The sequence below is a fragment of the Pseudomonas sp. GW823-FHT02F05 genome (genome assembly GCF_058797315.1).
Window position 1 is genome coordinate 108,343 of record NZ_JBXAJM010000013.1, and the last position, 16,097, is coordinate 124,439.

Annotated in this window: 9 protein-coding genes and 2 pseudogenes; 4 read left to right on the forward strand and 7 right to left on the reverse strand. The window is 60.3% G+C overall.

The features are described from left to right. Positions 1–153: 153 nt before the first annotated feature. Genes hpaE through AC1RAC_RS16885 form a run of 3 tightly spaced genes read right to left on the reverse strand, consistent with a single transcriptional unit; the run spans position 154 to position 3,052 of the window. A complete protein-coding gene (gene hpaE / locus AC1RAC_RS16875) occupies positions 154–1,614 on the reverse strand; it encodes a 5-carboxymethyl-2-hydroxymuconate semialdehyde dehydrogenase (RefSeq protein ID WP_492616790.1) in 1,461 nt (486 codons plus the stop codon). A 5-nt stretch (positions 1,615–1,619) separates the two neighbouring features. Continuing rightward, positions 1,620–2,390, reverse strand: a complete 771-nt coding sequence (locus tag AC1RAC_RS16880) for a fumarylacetoacetate hydrolase family protein (protein WP_492616791.1) — start codon at positions 2,388–2,390, stop codon at positions 1,620–1,622. Continuing rightward, positions 2,387–3,052 carry a fumarylacetoacetate hydrolase family protein gene (locus AC1RAC_RS16885; RefSeq protein WP_492616792.1) on the reverse strand — a complete coding sequence of 222 codons (666 nt, stop codon included), beginning with the start codon at positions 3,050–3,052 and terminating at the stop codon, positions 2,387–2,389. The genes AC1RAC_RS16880 and AC1RAC_RS16885 overlap by 4 nt, the downstream gene beginning before the upstream one ends. A 128-nt stretch (positions 3,053–3,180) precedes the next feature. Between AC1RAC_RS16885 and hpaA the strand changes: the two genes are divergently transcribed. Then, positions 3,181–4,041: a 4-hydroxyphenylacetate catabolism regulatory protein HpaA gene (gene hpaA / locus AC1RAC_RS16890; protein WP_054917478.1), complete on the forward strand. Its 861-nt coding sequence runs from the start codon at positions 3,181–3,183 to the stop codon at positions 4,039–4,041. Here the strand turns inward: hpaA and adeC are convergent. After that, positions 3,968–5,437, reverse strand: a complete 1,470-nt coding sequence (adeC, locus tag AC1RAC_RS16895; protein ID WP_492616793.1) for an AdeC/AdeK/OprM family multidrug efflux complex outer membrane factor — start codon at positions 5,435–5,437, stop codon at positions 3,968–3,970. The genes hpaA and adeC overlap by 74 nt on opposite strands. Further along, positions 5,437–6,231, reverse strand: a complete 795-nt coding sequence (locus AC1RAC_RS16900; RefSeq protein ID WP_034128181.1) for a helix-turn-helix transcriptional regulator — start codon at positions 6,229–6,231, stop codon at positions 5,437–5,439. Before AC1RAC_RS16900 ends, adeC begins: the two co-directional genes overlap by 1 nt. 490 nt (positions 6,232–6,721) lie before the next feature. On the opposite strand from AC1RAC_RS16900, the gene AC1RAC_RS16905 reads away from it, so the two are divergent. Continuing rightward, positions 6,722–12,991 (forward strand): amino acid adenylation domain-containing protein, encoded by a 6,270-nt coding sequence (locus AC1RAC_RS16905; RefSeq protein ID WP_492616794.1) that lies wholly within the window; start codon positions 6,722–6,724, stop codon positions 12,989–12,991. A gap of 264 nt (positions 12,992–13,255) precedes the next feature. On the opposite strand, the pseudogene AC1RAC_RS16910 reads toward AC1RAC_RS16905, so the two are convergent. Continuing rightward, a pseudogene (locus tag AC1RAC_RS16910) lies at positions 13,256–13,493 on the reverse strand (DUF6124 family protein). A gap of 451 nt (positions 13,494–13,944) precedes the next feature. Between AC1RAC_RS16910 and AC1RAC_RS16915 the strand changes: the two are divergent. Together AC1RAC_RS16915 and AC1RAC_RS16920 are read left to right on the forward strand one after the other, a co-directional pair. Then, complete coding sequence (locus AC1RAC_RS16915) at positions 13,945–14,688, forward strand: hypothetical protein (RefSeq protein ID WP_054917470.1); 744 nt, start codon at positions 13,945–13,947, stop codon at positions 14,686–14,688. After that, on the forward strand, positions 14,688–15,401 hold the full coding sequence (locus AC1RAC_RS16920) for an ATP-binding cassette domain-containing protein (RefSeq protein WP_089042199.1): 714 nt from the start codon (positions 14,688–14,690) through the stop codon (positions 15,399–15,401). Before AC1RAC_RS16915 ends, AC1RAC_RS16920 begins: the two co-directional genes overlap by 1 nt. Before the next feature lie 400 nt (positions 15,402–15,801). On the opposite strand, the pseudogene AC1RAC_RS16925 reads toward AC1RAC_RS16920, so the two are convergent. Next, positions 15,802–15,906: pseudogene (locus tag AC1RAC_RS16925) on the reverse strand (DUF6124 family protein); the annotation flags it as partial. Positions 15,907–16,097: the final 191 nt, after the last annotated feature.

A 16,097-nucleotide genomic window follows, 5' to 3' on the forward strand; every position in this document is an offset into this window, starting at 1 on the left:
ATGACTCTCCTGAATAATTATTCTTGTAAGGCCGTTGAGGTCCCTGCGGGAGCTGACTTGCCTGCGATGGCATCGACTCGGTACGGCTGAAGGACCGCGGTGTCTGCATCGCGGGCAAGCCCGGCTCCCACAGGAGGCTTGTTTGAGCCTGGGCTACACGCCCCAGCGCGGAATGTGATGACTGCCCATGGAAATACACACGTTCTTGATCTCGGCAAACACTTCGAAGCTGTACTGGCCGCCTTCACGCCCAGTGCCCGAGCCTTTGACCCCGCCAAACGGCTGGCGCAAATCCCGTACGTTCTGGCTGTTGATAAATACCATGCCCGCTTCGATACCGCGCGCCAGGCGGTGGCCCTTGCCGATGTCCTGGGTCCAGATGTAGGAGGCCAGTCCGTATTCGGTGTCGTTGGCCAGTTGCAGCGCTTCAGCTTCGTCTTTGAACGGGATCAGGCACACCACCGGGCCGAAGATTTCTTCCTGGGCGATGCGCATCCGGTTGTTCACGTCGGCAAACACCGTCGGCTGGATAAACTGGCCGCGGCTGAGGTGCGCCGGCAGGTTGGCCGGGCGTTCCAGGCCGCCAGCCAGCAGCGTGGCGCCTTCGTCCATGCCGATCTTGATGTAGCCGGTGACCTTGTCGTAATGGGCCTGGGTGATCATCGAGCCGACCTGGGTGTTCGGGTCCTGGGGGTCGCCGACGATCAAGCGCTTGGCTCGCGCCGCGAACTCGGCGACAAATTGCGGGTAGACGCTTTCCTGGATGAAGATGCGGCTGCCAGCGGTGCAGCGCTCGCCGTTGAGGGAAAAGATCGTGAACAACGCGGCGTCGAGGGCGCGTTCCAGATCGGCGTCTTCAAAAATCAGCACCGGCGACTTGCCGCCCAGTTCCATGGAGTACTTTTTCAGGCCGGCGCTCTGCATGATTTTCTTACCGGTGGCGGTGCCGCCGGTAAAGGAAATTGCCCGTACATCCGGGTGGCGCACCAGTGCATCACCGGCGGTGGCGCCGTAGCCCTGGATCACATTGAGCACGCCGTCGGGAATCCCGGCTTCCACCGCCAGGCGCCCCAGTTCATTGGCGGTCAGCGGCGACAGTTCCGACATCTTCAACACCGCCGTATTGCCCAGCGCCAGGCACGGCGCGGTCTTCCAGGTGGCGGTCATGAACGGCACGTTCCACGGCGATACCAGCCCGCACACGCCCACCGGCTGGTACAGGGTGTAGTTGAGCATCTGGTCATCCACCGGGTAGGTGTGGCCGTCCATGCGGGTGCAGACTTCAGCGAAGAAATCGAAGTTGTGCGAGGCACGCGGGATCAACACGTTCTTGGTCTGGTGGATCGGCAGGCCGGTGTCCAGGGTTTCCAGCTCGGCCAGGTGTGGCACGTTCTGTTCGATCAACTCACCCAGTTTGCGCATCAAGCGCGCGCGCTCCTTGGCCGGCGTATTGGCCCACTTGGGGAACGCCGCCTTCGCCGCCGCTACGGCTTGCGCGACTTCTTCGGCGCCGCCGCTGGCGACTTCGCCGATGGCCTCGCCGGTGGCCGGGTTGTAGTTGATAAAGGTGTCTTTGCTTTCGACCTCACGGCCGTTGATCCAGTGTTTGATCATGGTGCTCAAGCCTCTTTGCGCTCGGAGAAAAACTCCGTTTCACTGACGATACGGTTGACCAGGCGGCCCACGCCTTCGACTTCCACCACTACCTCATCCCCCGGCACCACATCGGCCAGGCCCTCGGGCGTGCCGGTGGCGATCATGTCGCCCGGTTGCAGGGTCATGAAGCTGGACAGGTATTCGATGAGGTAGGGGATATCGAAAATCATGTCTTTCGTGCTGCCTTCCTGGCGCAGTTCGCCGTTGATCCAGGTACGCAATTTCAGGTTGCCTGGGTCGGGCACATCGGCCACGTCGACAATCCACGGGCCGACCGGGGTGGTGGCGTCGCGGTTTTTCACGCGCAGGTTGGGGCGGTAGTAGTTTTCCAGGTAGTCGCGGATCGCGTAGTCGTTGCACACCGTGTAACCGGCCAGGTAGTCCAGGGCGTCGGCGCGCTTGACGTTGCGCGCGGTCTTGCCGATCACCGCCACCAGCTCGCACTCGTAGTGCATGTAGGCGACGTTGTCGGGGCGCCAACTGACTTGGCGGTGACCGGTGTAAGTGCCCACCGACTTGATGAATGCCAGCGGTTCGGTCGGCGGCGTAAAGGCCAGTTCGGCGGCGTGGTCGGCGTAGTTCAAACCCAGGGCGAACATGTTGCCGGTGGCGGGTGGCAGCCATTGCACCTGGTCTTCGGCCAGCAACCGCCCATCCTTCAGGCGCACGCTGCAGTCGGCTTGCACCAATACGTTGTGGGTTGCACCTTCAAAGTGGATACGTGCGCGTTTCATGCCGATGCCTCCGCTGCAATGGTGTTGCTCAGGCGGCCAATGCCGGTGATATCGACCTCAACCTGGTCGCCTGGCTGCACATCCACGCGGCCTGGCGGGGTGCCGGTGATCAGTACATCGCCGGGGTACAGGGTCATGAACTCGCTGATCTCGGCGATCAATTGCGGGATGTCGCGTACCCAATCGGCGGTAGAGCTTTCCTGGCGCAGCTCGCCATTGACGAACAGCTTGAGGCTCAATTGATTGGGGTTGGCCACTTGATCCCGCGCCACCAACTGCGGGCCCAGGGCGCAAAACCCATCGCGGCATTTGGCTTTGACGGCGGGGCGGTAGTAGCTGTCTTCCGGCAGGCTGAATTCATTCACCACCACATACCCGGCCACATGCGCCATGGCGTTCTCCAGGCTGACACGGCTGGCGCGCTGGCCGATCACCACACCCAGCGCCGGGCCCGGCTGCAGGCGCTCGCCCGCAGGCTGCAGCACTACGCCGCCATGGGCATTGCGGGTGTTGGGAGTTTTGATAAACAGCACCGGCTTGGTCGGCGGCTGCTGGTAGGGCGGCTGTTGGAAGGCGGCGAGATGCTGGTCCAGCAGGCCCTGGTAGTTCAGCGCAACGCCGAACAGGGTGCCGCTGGCAACATCATGCAGGGTTCGGCTCATGCGTTTCTCCTGGCGGTGACGACGGCTGCACAGGCCGTTCGTTAAGTTGTTAACGTTATAATTAATATGTTAACTACCGTCAAGCGTGGCACACTGCGCTGGCCTCACAACAACAAGAAGAGAGCCCCGTGAAGCCGATTCCCAACATCAACATCGGGCAGGTCTACGACCAGCGCTACAGCGACGCCGAGGTGCATTACGACAAGCTCGGCAACCTGGCGGGGTTTTTCGGGCGCAATATGGCGGTGCATCGCCATGACCGGTTTTTCCAGGTGCATTACGTCAAGAGTGGTGCAGTGCGGGTGTATCTGGATGACCGCCAGTACGTTGAATCGGGACCGATGTTTTTTCTCACGCCGCCCACGGTGGCCCACGCGTTTGTCACCGAAGCCGATGCCGACGGGCATGTGCTGACGGTGCGCCAGCAACTTGTATGGGGATTGATCGACGCCGACCCCAGCCTTGCCTCCGGCGCCGCATGTGTGGCCTTGACTGGCGACGCTGAGGGGTTGGAACAACTCTTCGAGGCGCTGTGCAGTGAGATCAACGCCGAACGGGCAGGGCGCGCCGCCGCCCTCGACAGCCTGACGCGGTTGATCATGATCCGCCTGCTGCGCCTGTGCGCCCACGCCCAGCCGGCACGCCCGACAGCCCACGAAGACCTGCGCATCTTCCATCGTTTCAACGAGCTGATCGAAGCCCACTACCTGGAACACTGGCCGTTGGCGCGTTATGCCGAGAGTATTGGCGTGACCCAGGCGCGGCTCAATGAAGTGTGCCGACGCATTGCCGACCTGCCCTCCAAGCGCCTGATCCTCGAGCGGCTGATGCAAGAGGCCAAGCGCCTGCTGTTGTTTACCGGCAGTTCCGCGAATGAAATCTGCTACCAGCTGGGGTTCAAGGACCCTGCGTATTTCAGCCGGTTTTTTTTGCGCTATGCACAGATGACGCCGGGGGAGTACCGGCTGCGGCAGTCGGGGTTGCGCTGATATCCCAGGCGCCACCCAGTGCGGTATACAAATTCACCTCGGCGACCAACTGCGCCAGCCGGTCCACAATCAGCGCCTGTTGCGCGCTGAACAGCGAACGCTGCGCATCGAGGAACGTCAGGTTGCTGTCCACGCCGCTGCGGTAACGGTGCTCGGCCAGGTCATAGTAGTTCTGGTTGGCGGCGACGAAATCCCGTTGCGCCGCCAGTTGGTCGTTGAAGGTCTGGCGTGCGGCGAGGCCGTCGGCAACTTCCTGGAAGGCGCCCTGGATGGATTTTTCGTACTGGGCCACCGTGATGTCCTTCTGCAGCCTGGCGTAATCGAGGCTGGCGCGCAGGCTGCCGGCGTTGAAGATCGGCAGGTTGATCTGCGGCTGAAAGGTCCAGCTACCCGAGCCGCCCTTGAACAGCCCCGACAGCTCCTTGCTGGTGCTGCCGGCGTTTGCCGTCAGGGTCACGGAAGGAAAGAACGCAGCACGGGCCGCACCGATATTGGCGTTGGCCGCCTGCAGTTGGTATTCGGCCTGGAGGATATCCGGGCGGCGTTGCAGCAGGTCCGAGGGCAAGCCGGCGGGCACGCGGGCGACCAGATCGTCGGCCAATGGGCGCGCAGGCAGGTGTTCATCCACCGGGCCACCCACCAGCAGCGTGAGGTTGTTGAGGTCCTGGGCCACCTGGCGTTCATAGCGGGCTACGCTGGCGCGGGTACTTTCCACTGCTGTGCGCGCTTGCACCACGTCCAGCGCCGAGGCTTTGCCTGCGCTTTTACTGCGGCTGGTCAATTGCCAGCTGTGGTCGTTGGCGACCAGGGTTTGCTCGGCCAGGGCCAGCAGTTCCTGATCGGCGCGCCAGGTCAGGTAGGCATTGGCGACGTTGGCCACCAGGCTCAATTGCGTACTGCGCCGCGCTTGTTCGGTGCCCAGGTAAGTGAGCAGCGCCTGTTCGCTGAGGCTGCGCACGCGGCCGAACAGATCCAGTTCGTAAGCGCTCAGGCCCAAGGTGGCGGAGTAATTGGAGGTTATCACTGACTTTCCGGTGCCGGTCACGCTCCCCGGCAGCTTCTGGCGCTTGCCGGCGCCTGTGGCAGAGATCGCCGGGAACAGATCCGCGCGCTGGATTCGGTACTGGGCCTGGAACGCTTGCACATTCAGGGCCGCCACTCGCAGGTCGCGGTTGTTGAGCAGTGCATCATTAATCAGCTGTTGCAGCGCCGGGTCGCGGAACAGCTGCTGCCAGTCCGGATTTTGCGCCTGGGTGCCGGCCTGCGCCAGGCGGTATACGCCGTCTTGGGGGTACTGCGCAGGCGTCGGCGCGGCTGGTCGCTGGTACTCGGGAATCAGCGAGCAACCGCCGAGCATCCAGGCCATGCCGACGGTGCACAGTGCTCGTGTGCTCATCAGGCGCCCACCATCCATTTGGCCAGGCCATGCCGGCCGCTCACGCCCAGCTTGGCGGCGGCGCGCTTGAGGTAGGTCTCGATCGAGCTGTTTTTGACACTGAGTTTCTCCGCGATTTGCGGCACGGTACCGCCGGTCAGCAGGCCCAGGCACACCTCCTGTTCCCGCGCCGAAAGGGTGATGTCGCTCAAAGACAAGCGTTTGTAGAACTCACGCTGCAACTGCGATTGTTCCAACAGGGTATGGGCCGGCTCAGTCTCGGCGTGCGGCGCCTGGCGCAGGCTCTGGGCGTGCCGTTCCATCAACGGCAACAGCGTGTCCGACAAGCACTTGAGAAACGACAACTCAGCCAGGGAGAACCCCTGCTGGGTCGGCGGGCGATAGAACGAAATCACACAGCGTCGATTGCCCTGGCGCGATACCAGGTTGCACTGGTGCGAAGTGCCGCGCGGATGCGCGCTGTTGGCCTTGGCGTTCATCTGGATCAGCAGCGGGTCTTGCATGTGCAGCATCTGCTGCAGCAACGGATGGTCGTTCAGCGCATGCAAGGTCTGGGGCACCGACAAATCCTTTTTCACCCCGGCGCTGCCCAGTAACTTGATGTCCAGCACGCGGTCGCGCAGTTCATCCAGGGTCCATTCGCTGAGGTCTACCAGGTGAATCGGTACCCACTTGCCCACCAGCTGCAACATCGTGGCGGCGAAATGTTCGTCGCCGCTGTTTGAAATCAACTCGCCCATTTCGGCATAAAAATGCGGGCCGCAGGTGTCGCCAATACTTGGGGTCAGACTCATAGCCATCTCATCCTTGATGTCGAAAACCGTCAACGGTTGCCCAGGGCCTGTGCAGGGCACTCCGTACTGCTTGAACGTAACTCGGCGTTCGAGATTTTATTTAGCCATAGGGATTTGTCCTACGTATGTAGCGGAAACGAGGGACACAAGCTGCCATAAAAGCTGCGCCATTAATCCGACGTTTCTCGGGAACTAAGCCGGCTACGTACAGGTGTAAGTTATTTTTAGTCTTAGTTAACTTATTGATGTAAATGATGAATTATTAAAATAAAGGGGTTATCCAGAGGCTCGGCATGGATGAGCTGTAGCCAATCTCCTACAACGCTTTAATCGTTTCAGCCATGAACCTTCGATCAAGGCCTATCCATCCATTTGAATGTCCGGGTTTCGGGTGTCAGACACCCCTCGGCGGCCATGCTCCAATCCGGCAACTTCGGCGTAATGGGCCACCTCTGCGCGGCCAGTGCCTGACCCCCATGAGAAGGATCTTATGCAGTATTCCTCCAGCCAGCCGGCCCGCTTCCCCCTCACTGGCGCCCAACAAGACATTTGGCTCGACCAACTGCGCGTGGGCGATTCGCCGCTGTACAACATTGGCGGCTATCTGGATTTTGCCGGCACCGTCGAGCCCGAACGCATGCAGCATGCTGTCGCACTGCTGGTGGCCCGTCACGATGCACTTCGCACCCAACTGCACACCGACGCCAATGGCCTGCCTGGGCAAACATTCGCCCCGGAGCTGAAGGTGGAAATGGCGCTGCATGATTTCTCCGCGCTGCCCGACCCATCCGCGGCAAGCCAAACCTTGATGCAGGCGCAGATGGCTCGGCCCTACGCCCTGAGCGGCGAGCCACTGTGCCGTTTTTTCCTGGTCAAACTTGATGATGATCACTACCGCCTCGGTACCCAGGCTCATCACCTGATCCTCGACGGCTGGGGCTTCGGCCAGATGCTGCAATCCCTCGCGCAGCTCTACAGCGCCCTAGAGCAGGGGCACGCCACCGAGCCACTGGCGCCGTCCTACATTGACTTTATCGACACCGACCAACGCTACCTGCAATCGGCCCGCTACGCCCGCGACCGTGATTATTGGCTGGGCAAATACCAGGTGCTGCCCGAGCCGCTGCTCAGCCCCAGGCACAACACCAAGACGTCGAGCAACACCTGGGTGCAAGGCTTTCCGGTGCAGTTGCAGAGCCGCATGGAACAGGTTGCCAACCACTACCAGGCGTCGGCCTTTCATGTGTTGCTGGCGGCGATGTATGTGTATTTCACCCGCACCAGCCAACGGCAGGAATGGGGAGTGGGCCTGCCGATTCTCAATCGCTCCAACGCGCGTTTTCGCGCCACTGTGGGCCTCTTCACCCAGGTCAGCGCGGTACGTTTTGCGTTCAACGAGGGCGTGTCTTTCGGTGCTCTGGTACGGGGCATCCGTGATCAGCTCAAGCAGGATTTTCGTCATCAGCGCTTCCCGTTGAGTGAGATGAACCGCGAGCTGGGCTTGCGCCGAACAGATCGCGGGCAACTCTTCGACGTGTCGGTATCGTTCGAGCAGGACGACCACGACCTGCGCTTCGGTCAGGTCCAGGCCCGCGCGATCAAAGTCTCCAATCACCATGAAGCGCTACCGCTCGCCATTCACTTGCGCAGCAACCGTTACCAGGACAATGCGTGGCTGCATTGCGTCTACAACGAGGCGTATTTCCAGGCGCACGATGTGCAGGCGTTGGCCCAGCGTTTCATCGGGCTGCTGGAGCAGGGGCTGGAGGACACTGCGCTGACCATCGGCGAGTTTTGCATGCTGCTGCCCGAGGAGCAGGCCCGACTACTGCACTGGAACGCCACCGCGCAGCCCAACGCTACGCCGCAAACCCTGCACCAGCGCATTGAGGCCCAGGCCGCACGCACGCCCCACGCGATTGCGGCGGTGTATCAGGACCGCTCACTGAGCTACACCCAACTCAACCGCCAGGCTAATGCACTGGCCCATCAATTGGTGGCATTCGGCGTACAGCCCGATGACCGTGTGGCGATCCTGGCCCGGCGTGGCCTTGACACCCTGGCGGGGCTGTTGGCGATCCTCAAGGCCGGCGCCTGCTACGTGCCGCTGGACCCGGCCCATCCCGGCGAACGCCTGGAGTACCTGCTGCACGACAGCGCGCCTGCGGCCATCCTGACTCAGCGCGATTTACGCCAGCGTCTGCCCGTCTCGACGGTACCGGTGATCGCGCTGGAGCCTGGCAGCGCATCCATCGACAGTAACCCTCAGGTTGCCGTCACGCCGTCGAACCTGGCTTATGTGATTTACACCTCGGGTTCCACTGGGTTGCCCAAGGGTGTGATGGTCGAACATCACAGCGTGTCGAACCTGGTGGACTGGCATTGCCAAGCGTTCGACCTGCATGCGGGCAGCCACACTGCCAGCGTCGCCGGCTTCGGTTTTGATGCCATGGCCTGGGAAGTCTGGCCGGCGTTGTGCGTGGGGGCGACCTTGCACCTGCCACCGGCCCATGAAGGCGCGGAAGATATCGACGCGTTGCTCGGCTGGTGGCGCTCGCAACCATTGGATGTGTGTTTCCTGCCCACGCCTGTGGCCGAATATGCGTTCAGCCAGGGGCTGGGGCATCCCACCTTGCGCACCTTGCTGATCGGCGGCGACCGCCTGCGCACCTTCACCCAGGCGCAGACGTTTGCGGTGGTGAACAACTATGGCCCCACCGAAGCCACCGTTGTGGCGACCTCGGGGCGCGTTGAGGTGGGCCAGCCGTTGCATATCGGCGCGCCGGTCGCCAATGCCCGCGTCTACCTGCTGGACGCGCAGCAACGCCCGGTGCCGATTGGCGTGGCGGGGGAGTTGTATGTCGGCGGCAAGGGCGTGGCGCGGGGGTACCTGAACCGTGCCGAGTTGAGTGCCGAACGGTTTATCGACGACCCTTTCAGCGGCGGTCGCATGTACCGCACCGGCGACCTGGCGCGCTGGCTGCCAGACGGCAATCTCGACTACCTGGGGCGCAATGACGACCAGGTAAAAATCCGTGGCGTGCGCATCGAACTGGGGGAAATCGAGTCGGCCCTGGCCAGCCATCCGGCGCTTCAGGACGCGGTGGTGCAGTTTCGCGACGGGCAATTATGGGCGTGGTTCGTGCCCCGTCAGCCTGTGGAAATCGAAGTGCTGCGCACTCACCTGCAAGCCTCGCTGCCGGACTACATGCTGCCGGCGGCTTACGTGTGCCTCGACGCGTTGCCCCTCACCGCCAACGGCAAGCTCGACCGCCGAGCCTTGCCGTCACCGACCCAGGAAGCCTTTATCACCCGCCGCTTCGAAGCGCCACAAGAGGGCGTGGAGACCACACTGGCGCAGATCTGGGCCGAGTTGCTGAATGTGCAGCCAGTGGGCCGCCATGACCATTTCTTCGAGCTGGGCGGGCATTCGCTGTTGGCGGTGCAACTGGTGCAGCGCATGCGCGAGGCCGGCCTGCGCGCCGATGTGCAAGTGCTGTTCGGCCAGCCCACCCTGGCGGCGCTGGCGGCGGCGTGTGTCGGTCACGAACAGGCGGTGCCGGCCAATCGAATCCCGGCCGGTTGCACCCATATCACCAAGGATTTGCTCGTTCTTGCCGAACTTGACCAAACCAGCCTCGACCGCATCGTCGCCGGCATCCCTGGCGGCGCCGCCAACGTGCAGGATATCTATCCGCTGGCGCCGTTGCAGGAAGGGTTGCTCTACCACCACCTCACCGACGCGCACGACCCGTACCAGCAACAAGCGCTGTTCAGCTTCGCGCGCCGCGAGCAGCTGGATGCCTTCGCCAGTGCCCTGCAACAGGTGATTGATCGCCACGATATTTTGCGCACCAGCCTGGTGTGGGATGCCCTCGAACAACCGATGCAGGTGGTGTGGCGCCAGGCGCAGCTGCGGGTTGAAGTGCTGCGCGAACCGGCGCAACCCCTGGACTTGCGCCAGGCGCCGCTGATGGCCATGGATTACGTCGAGGAGCCCCAGCACCAGCGCTGGGTCGCCAGGCTGCGCTTTCATCATCTGGTCAACGATGCCACGTCGACCACGCTGCTGGTGGACGAGATTCGTGCCCATCTGCTGGGGCAACAGGCGCAACTGCCTGTGCCCGTGCCTTATCGCAACATGGTCGCGAAGGCCCGCTCAACGGCTCGCCAGGCGGCGCACGAGGCGTTCTTTCGAGAGCGTCTGGCGGATGTCGATGAGCCGACCTTGGCGTTCGGCCTACAGAAGCGTCAGGCCCTGCGTGCCGAGACCGAAGAGGCGCAGCGCTCGCTCAGCGACGCGCTCAATCTGCGCCTGCGCAGCCAGGCACGAGCCCTGGGGGTCAGTGCCGCGAGCCTTTTCCACCTGGCCTGGGCTCAGGTGCTCAGCCGTGTCGCCGGCCGCGAAGATGTGGTGTTCGGTACCGTGCTGCTCGGCCGCTTGCAAGCCGGCGAGGGGGCCGAGCGGGCCCTGGGCATGTTTATCAACACCTTGCCGCTGCGCCTGCGCCTGGCCGGGAAAACCGTGGCGGATGCGCTGCACGACACCCACGCGCAACTGAGCGCTTTGCTCGCCCATGAACAGGCGTCCCTGGCGTTGGCCCAGCGTCGCAGCGGCGTGCCGGAACTGTTCAACAGCTTGCTCAACTATCGTCACACCTCGGCGGACCCTGGACTGAACCTTGTGCCGGGCATTGCCTTGCTTAGCAGTGAAGACATCCTCAGTTACCCGTTGATGCTCACGGTGGACGACACGGCCAGCGGCTTCCGGCTCAAGGTCATGGCCCCGGACACAGTGGGCGCTGAACCTGTCTTGAGCTACTTCGACACCGCGCTGAACGGCCTGCTGGACGCATTGGAAAGCACGCCGGATATGCCGCTGCGCGGTGTGCAGGTGCTGCCCGCGAGCCAGTTGCAAACTCTATTGGTGGACTTCAACGCAACCTCCACCGACTACCCACAAACGCTGACCGTGCAAGCGCTGTTTGAAGCCCATGCGCGGCGAAACCCCGATGCCATTGCGGTGCAGGCGGGTCAGCACGCATTGACCTACCGCCAACTCAACGAACGTGCCAACCAACTGGCTTTTCACTTGCGTGAGCACGGCGTACAACCGGACTCGCGGGTGGCGTTGTGCGTGGAGCGTGGGTTGGACTTGGTGGTGGGCTTATTGGGAATTCTCAAGGCGGGCGGCGCCTATGTGCCGCTCGACCCAGGTTACCCACGCGAGCGCCTGGCCTACATGCTCACAGACAGCCAGCCAGTGGCACTGTTGGTACAAGCTGCCACTCGCGAAGGGGTGGGCGATGTCTCGATCCCGCTGATCGACTTCGACCACTGCACCTGGAATCAGGCGCCGATCGACAATCCAAGCGTGCCAGGCTTGAGCGTCGCCAATCTCGCCTACGTGATGTACACCTCGGGCTCCACCGGCACGCCCAAGGGTGTGATGATCGAGCACCGTGGCCTGGGCAACCTGTTGCATTGGGGCTCGCAACTGTGCCCGAACGCCGAAGGCGGCGCCTTGTTGCAGCGCGCGCCGTTCAGCTTCGATGGTTCTGTGTGGGAGCTTTTCTGGCCGTTGAGCAACGGCATGCGCCTGGTGTTGGCGCGGCCCGATGGGCACCGTGAACCGGCGTACCTGGCTCAGGTAATTCGTGAGCAGCAGATCAGGGTGATCCAGTTCGTGCCCGCCATGTTGCAGCAGTTTCTGGACCTGGACGAATCGGCCCTGTGCACCAGCCTCACCGATATAGTGTGCGGCGGCGGCGAACTCACCGCCGCCTTGGCCCGTGGCGTGCAGGCGCGCTTGCCCACGGTGCGCTTGCATAACGTGTACGGCCCCACCGAAGCCACGGTGGACAGCTGCGCCTGGACCCTCGAACCCGGCGCGCCGGTGCCCGCCTTGCAACTGCCGATTGGCCGCGCCATCAACAACACCCGCCTGTATGTCCTGGACGCTCATGATGCGCCGGTGCCCATGGGTATCAGCGGCCAACTGCACATCGGCGGCGTCGGCGTTGCCCGTGGTTACCTGGGCTTGGAACAGCTGACCGCCGAACGTTTCATCGACAGCCCCTTCGTGCCCGGCGACCGCCTGTATCGCACCGGCGACCTGGTGCGCTACCTGCCTGACGGCACTCTTGAATTCCTTGGGCGTAACGACTTTCAAGTGAAACTTCGCGGTGTGCGCCTGGAGCTGGGAGAGATCGAAGCACACCTGGCCGCCCACCCGGCGCTGCACGAGGTGGCGGTATTGATTCGCGATGAGCGCCTGGTGGCCTACTTCACCCTGCGCGGCCAGGCGCCGAGCCTGCAAGCCTTGCGTGACCATGTGCTGGAGCACCTGCCGGAATACATGGTGCCGGCCGCCTTCGTGCAACTCGACGCACTGCCCCTCAACCCCGCCGGCAAACTCGACCGCAAGGCCCTGCCGGCGCCAGGGCTGGAGGCCGTGCTTAGCCGAGCCTACGAAGCGCCAGTGGGCGAGGTGGAAACCCTGATGGCCGGGATCTGGGCTGACGTGTTGAAGCTCGAACGGGTAGGGCGCCATGACCACTTCTTTGAACTGGGCGGGCACTCCCTGTTGGCAGTGAACCTGGTAGCCCGCCTGCGCAAGGCCGGGCTGGACGTGGACGCACGCACCTTGTTCAGCCAGCCCACGCTGGCACAACTTGCCGCGAAAACGGCGGTGCAGGTCCCGCGCGTGGAAGCTCCCCAAGCCGCCATCCCCCAACTCAACCGCCGTCGACGGATTTAGCTGACTTGTGGTGAGGGGAGCTTGCGGTGGAAGCGGCTTGCTCGCGAAAGCGGCCTGACAGCCGGCATTGATCCAACTGATGCCCTGCGAACCCATGTGGGAGCTGGCTTGCCTGCGATGGCATCGACTCGGTGCGCCTGAACTACCAAGGTATTTGCATCAATACCAATGTAGGAGCGCGCTTGCTCGCGAAAAACCTCAACGATAACGCGTGCCTCCTGAATAAACGCGGCGCCTGTGAGTTTTTTGTGAGCAAGCTCGCTCCTACAGAGAGCGATCTGCCGTCGTCTTGGCAATCTCCAACAAATGCCACACCGCCAGGATCTTCGCCCGCCCCGGGCTATCCAGCAGCTCACCACAATCGAGCGCCGTTGCCAAAGCGCTGTCGAGCAAGCTGGCGGTGTAGAGCAAGGTATCTTCAAACCAGGTCGTCGATGGCGCGGTTGGATGTGCCACGGTCTTTTGCGGGATCGAGGGGTGGATCGGGTAGGACTTTATTCATGTTGTAGCTCCGCCTTGGATAGGAGACGACACCCGCCGTGTCTAAACGAGGGACACGGCTTGCTGGCCTTTTAAAGTGTTTGAAGGCGCTAACTCGGCGGACCACTTGTCGGATTTATTACCTTTTTATTTGTAATTTTACGTCGCTTCCTATGGAGAACTCGCCAGGGAAGGGTTGTTGAATTCCGAAGTTGGCAACTTCTAAGATGTTATTTTATGAGGAAATAATTTGGTGTGTGAAAGTTCATTCATTGTGTCTTCTTTATGACAATTGTTGGTTTTCTGATTTTAATGAGTGAAAGTTCTTAATTGGGTGTGACCGAATTCCTACAAGGGTAAATTGCTTTTGTTGCAAGTTTCTTTTTGTCTACTGGATTATGGGTGGTACTTCAGTTTGCATTTTTTGTTTTTGTCTCGCTTGGATAAAATGGTGCCATTTCATGAGGTGAGCTATGCATATCTACCCATTATCTAAGCCTTTCTTGCTGGCAAAGCTTTTTATTAAGGAACAACTGAAAGAGCCGGTCGCCCTATTGTGGATCGTAATATCCCCAGTGGTAACCTTCTACTTGATTACTTACGCTGGGTACACTGGCGGAGAATCTTTACGTGACTACGCATCTGCCACTTCATGGTTTTACGCTTTTATTTCTTCAAGCGTGGCACTTTTTGGTTTGGCGTTTTATATAGTAGGGCGAAGAGAAAGTGGTTTTTTGCGCTCCTTTGTGTATACAAAACGTACTAAGATCACCTTTCTCGCTGGGCAGTTTTTAGCGTACTCATTTATGTCGCTGATTTATTGTTCGGTATTTTATGTGCTGACGCGGGGCTATTTTGGTTTGATGGCCTTGGAAGAGTGGTTGGTTATTGTTGGTCGTTTCTATATGTGTTTTTTGCTTTTTTCTACGCCATCCTTATTGTTGACGCTGGTGCCCATAGGCTTTCAAAATACTAATACTCTTTTCTCCATATTATCAGTCTCTATGTTGGCGCTGGGTATCGGTAGCCTTAGCACCTCGTATTCACTATTTAACGTAATCGATCTTTTTAATCCGATGGGGTGGGCCAATCGCCTGATGTTGGTGGGGGTGACCGGGTCCGCTACATTGGTAGCGTCGATTTTAGGAATGATCATTGTCACAGGGTGGTTTGTGTTCCGATTTTTACTCATCAACCCCGTTTGGAGTCGGTACTGATGAAACGGCTAATCGTGGATGCACTGGACGTTAGGTACGGTCAGCATATTTTATTCAAGAGTGCCTCATTGGAAGTCGAGGCCGGCACAATGATAGGTTTGTTGGGGCCTAATGGTTCCGGAAAAACTACGTTTTTTGACGTGATCTGTGGCCTGAAGAAAATGAATGGAGGTGAAGTGCAACATTCATTTTCCAAGCTACTTTACCTTTCACAGATCATCGCCACGCCTCCAGTATTTCGAATGTTCGATGTTTTTAACATGATGATGCTTTTTTGCTCCGATACGCGCGTTACCCAGCGGCACGCCTTGGAGAAAATTGAAAAGTGGAGCCCTGGTATTGCTGAACGCTATTGCGAAATCTGGAAGAAGAAATCATCCCTTTGCAGCTATGGCGAAAAGCGTTGGTTTTTCACCTTGTCGTTATTGTCCGTTAACGCAGACCTTGTGATTTTGGATGAGCCCACTGCAGGCGTTGACCCGGAGTTCCGTTACCACATTTGGCGGTGTTTGGAGGGAGCGACGGCGGAAGGTGTGGCGATACTTGTGTCGTCGCATAACATTGACGAGATCGTCACTCACTGCGATGACTTTTACATGCTAAGCCAACAACGCTTTAATCGGTTTTCCAATGCCGAGGGATTTTTAAGCAGGTACGGCGGCAGTACTTTGGATGAGGCATTTATTCACGCGGCGAGTCTGCCCAGAACTTGAGATGCTGGTATCGGTGTCTGAATGCCTGCGAGATGGGAACGGGTTTCTCCGCGATAGTGGTCCTCGATGGAGATATCACCATAGCGGGCAAGCTGACGCTTATCAGTTGAGACTGACCGGTAACTGTAGCGAGGGAGCTTGATCCCGTGACGGCCTGACAGCCGATATTGATTCGACTGATGCCCTGCGAACCCATGTGGGAGCTGGCTTGCCTGCGATGGCATCGACTCGGTGCGCCTGAACTACCAAGGTATTTGCATCAAAACCACTGTAGGAGCGAGCTTGCTCGCGAAACACCTCAACGATAACGCGGGCTTTCTGAATAAACGCGGCGCCTGTGAGTTTTTCGCGAGCACGCTCGCTCCTACAGAGAGCGATCCACCGTAGTCTTGGCAATCGCCTACAAATGCCACACGGCCAGCATCTTCGCCCGCCCTGGGCTATCCAACAACTCGCCACAATCGAGCGCCGTGGCCGAAGCGCTGTCGAGCAAGCTGGCGGTGCAAGCCTGACGCTTGTCAGTTGAGACTGACCCGGTCACTGTGGCGAGGGAGCTTGCTCCCGTGACGGCCTGACAGCCGACATTGAATCAACTGATGCCCTGCCAACCCATGTGAGAGCTGGCTTGCCTGCGATGGCATCGACTCGGTGCGCCTGAACTACCAAGGTATTTGCATCAAAACCACTGTAGGAGCG

Excerpts from the sequence above, each read along its gene's own strand:
- AC1RAC_RS16920 (WP_089042199.1), top strand. The coding sequence starts at position 14,688 with ATGAAACGGCTAATCGTGGATGCACTGGACGTTAGGTACGGTCAGCAT.
- AC1RAC_RS16900 (WP_034128181.1), bottom strand. The coding sequence starts at position 6,231 with ATGAGTCTGACCCCAAGTATTGGCGACACCTGCGGCCCGCATTTTTAT.
- AC1RAC_RS16905 (WP_492616794.1), top strand. The coding sequence starts at position 6,722 with ATGCAGTATTCCTCCAGCCAGCCGGCCCGCTTCCCCCTCACTGGCGCC.
- AC1RAC_RS16885 (WP_492616792.1), bottom strand. The coding sequence starts at position 3,052 with ATGAGCCGAACCCTGCATGATGTTGCCAGCGGCACCCTGTTCGGCGTT.
- AC1RAC_RS16915 (WP_054917470.1), top strand. The coding sequence starts at position 13,945 with ATGCATATCTACCCATTATCTAAGCCTTTCTTGCTGGCAAAGCTTTTT.
- AC1RAC_RS16880 (WP_492616791.1), bottom strand. The coding sequence starts at position 2,390 with ATGAAACGCGCACGTATCCACTTTGAAGGTGCAACCCACAACGTATTG.
- hpaE (WP_492616790.1), bottom strand. The coding sequence starts at position 1,614 with ATGATCAAACACTGGATCAACGGCCGTGAGGTCGAAAGCAAAGACACC.
- adeC (WP_492616793.1), bottom strand. The coding sequence starts at position 5,437 with ATGAGCACACGAGCACTGTGCACCGTCGGCATGGCCTGGATGCTCGGC.